General features: G+C 37.3%; 2 protein-coding genes. One reads left to right on the plus strand and one right to left on the minus strand.

The features are described 5' to 3' along the window. On the plus strand, positions 1 to 2331 hold a 2331-nt coding region (locus tag J7K39_08540; protein ID MCD6179939.1), incomplete at its 5' end, for a hypothetical protein. Positions 2332 to 2389: 58 nt separating this feature from the next. Here the strand turns inward: J7K39_08540 and J7K39_08545 are convergent. Beyond that, positions 2390 to 2745 (minus strand): LytTR family transcriptional regulator (locus J7K39_08545; GenBank protein ID MCD6179940.1); only part of this gene is annotated, 356 nt, incomplete at its 5' end.

Below are 2745 nucleotides of genomic sequence, written 5' to 3' on the forward strand. Positions count from 1 at the left end.
GGAGAGTCTAGTGCACTTTATAAATCGACAGATGCAGGGAAAACCTGGAACAAGATCCACAATGGTTTTCCAAAAGGGAAACTAGGTCGTTTAGCCATCGCGGTAGCACCTTCTAATCCAAATATTTTATATACAGTTATTGAAGCCGAAGAGGATTTAAGAAAAGGCTTGTATAGAAGCGATGATGCAGGTGAAAGCTGGAAACAATTGAATAATGATTTTGGTATTACAGTTCGTCCTTTCTACTTTTCAAGAATAGTTGTTGATCCACGTAATCCGGATGTTTTGATAAAAGCAGGATTGAGTGGTTCAATCTCCAGAGATGGTGGAAAAACCTTTAAAAGCTTAGGTATGATGCATAGCGATATTCACGATATAGTTTTTGATATTAAAGATTCTGATCGTATTTATGTTGGTACCGATGGTGGTGTATACCGTTCTTGGAATGGTGGAACGACTATGGAAATAGTTGAAAACCTTCCTGTATCTCAGTTTTATTTTGTAAGTGTGGATAGTGCAGAACCATATAATATTTATGGTGGATTACAAGATAATGGTTCGTGGTATGGACCTTCATCTTCAAGTGGAGGAATTACCGCAAGAGATTGGAATTCAGTAGGAGGGGGAGATGGCTTTCGTGTTTTACATCATCCTACAAAAAATATTATCTATTCCGAAATGCAAGGAGCCGAAAATGTTTGGCGTTATGATGTGGATAATAAATTGATAAAAACAATTCAACCCCTTGCTGTTAAAGGAAACCCTAAATTACGTTTTAACTGGAATGCCCCAATGGCGATAAGTAAACATCAGCCGGATAGACTTTATATGGGAAGTCAGTTTCTTCATAAATCTGAAGATATGGGAGATAGCTGGACAATTATTTCACCGGATTTAACGACTAACGATAAGAGTAAACAAGAGCAAGCAGATTCGGGTGGATTATCTGTAGATAATTCTGGAGCAGAAAATCATACCACTATTTTTACTATTGCAGAATCTCCTTTAGATGAAAATATTATTTGGGTTGGAACCGATGATGGGAATGTTCAAGTCACCACCGATGGTGGAAGAAAATGGACAAATACTTCGGCTGATATTGCCGGATTACCAAAGAATACTTGGGTATATCATATCGAAGCCAGTTCTCACGATAAAGCTACGGCTTATGCTGTATTTGAGGGACATACATCGGGTGATATGAATCCGTATACTTATAAAACTACTGATTTTGGTAAGACTTGGACAAGTATTATTACCGATGATGTAAAAGGTTTTGTTAGAAATATTCAAGAAGATTATGTGAATCCAAATTTACTTTTCTTAGGAACGGAATTTGGTTTGTATATCACTTTAGATGGCGGAAAGAGCTGGACAAAATTCACTAAGAATATGCCTTCTGTAGCTGTTCATTATATTGAGTTGGAACCAAGAACCAACGATTTAGTGATGGGAACTCATGGTCGTGGAGTAATTATTATAGATGATATTTCGCCTCTACGCGAAATTACAGCTGAAATACTAAAAGAGAAAGTGCATTTCTTTAATACTAAACCCACGGTAATGAAGGACCAAGGTGGTTTTGGGGGTAGCTTTGGGACGGAAACACAGTTTGTAGGACAGAATCCAAGTACTGCTGCTCAAATAAAATATTTACTTCCTAAACGTCATACTTTTGGTAAAATGACTTTAGAAATTCAGGATATGGATGGAAAGATAATCTCTACCTTAGGTGCAGGAAAATCTAAAGGAATTAATATCGTTAATTGGCATTATTCCATTAAGCAACCTAAAGTTGCCAAAGGCAAGACCTTTAGTTTTGGTGGATTTACTTCGCCAAGAGTGAAAGCAGGAAAGTACAAAGCAGTAATTAAAAAAGGCAAGGATACTTTTGAACAAGTCTTTGAAGTGATCTACGATAAGCATGCTGGATTAAGTGCTGCCGATCGCGATCTAAAGTATAATACAACGATGAAAATGTACGATATGAACCAAGAACTTGCGTATTTGGTTTATGAGTTGGATGCTATTTTAGAAGCCGTTCAGGACAATAAGAAAGTGTCTTCGGCATTGAATGAGCTTAAAGAAACTTTGGTTATTACTACAGGCGATAATTATGTAGGCACGGCAGAACCTCAGTTGCGCGAGAAAATGTCGGATCTCTACGCTAAAATAGCAGGAAGCTACGATAAGCCCACAAGCAATGAGTTGGATAACCTCGAAATTATCGAAGATCGTTTTGAGAAAGCAAAGAAAGATTTTGCTAAGCTGAAGAAAAAGGCAAAAGTGGAATTGGAACTTAAAACTTTTGAGGAGTTTCTTGAAGATTAGAAATTGATTAAAATATTGATAAAAGGAAGCCGATTGTGAGATCGGCTTTTTTTGTGGGTTATTCTCCCTCCATCTTCCTTAAAAAAGTACTGCGGTAGGAACGGCTAATTGTAAGGCTGCTTCCTTGTATTTCTACATATTCGTTGGTATAAGAAGAAATAGCATTTATAGAAACAATAAAGGAGCGGTGAATTCTGATAAAGGCATTGCTGGGGAGTTTGGCTTCAAGCGCCGTAATGGTTTCTCTTGTGATGATGGTTTGATTTGTGCAATGGAGTTTTACATAGTCGCTAAGGCTTTCCACATAGAGGATGTCAGCAAAATTAATTTTAATCATTTTCCGGTCGGAACGCACAACAAGATAATCTTTCTCACTTTCTTGAATGCTCGTGTTTTCCAAGCGGTATTTCTGAA

This window comes from Bacteroidales bacterium (assembly GCA_021157585.1).
Lineage (GTDB): Bacteria > Bacteroidota > Bacteroidia > Bacteroidales > UBA12170 > UBA12170.